Source organism: Streptomyces flaveolus (genome assembly GCF_000716535.1).
Classification (GTDB): Bacteria; Actinomycetota; Actinomycetes; order Streptomycetales; family Streptomycetaceae; genus Streptomyces; species Streptomyces flaveolus_A.
In genome coordinates this window covers 1-264 of record NZ_JNWV01000191.1, presented here as the reverse complement: position 1 = coordinate 264, position 264 = coordinate 1, and the positions used below count along the sequence as shown (strand labels likewise).

General features: G+C 71.2%; 1 protein-coding gene. It reads left to right on the top strand.

The window, feature by feature from the left end; genetic code table 11:
- The coding region (locus tag OO52_RS45800; protein WP_030659561.1) for an LLM class flavin-dependent oxidoreductase at positions 1-264 on the top strand (264 nt) is incomplete at both ends.

The window sequence follows — 264 nt, the reverse complement described above, 5'->3', positions numbered from 1 at the left end:
GCACCTGGCCGACGGCCGGGTGGACCTGATGATGGGCCGCGGCAACACCGGGCCGGTGTACCCGTGGTTCGGCAAGGACATCCGCGACGGCATCGACCTCGCCATCGAGAACTACGCGCTGCTGCGCCGGCTGTGGCGTGAGGACGTGGTGGACTGGGAGGGCAAGTTCCGCACCCCGCTGCAGGGCTTCACCTCCACCCCGCGCCCGCTCGACGACGTCCCGCCGTTCGTCTGGCACGGCTCGATCCGCTCGCCGGAGATCGC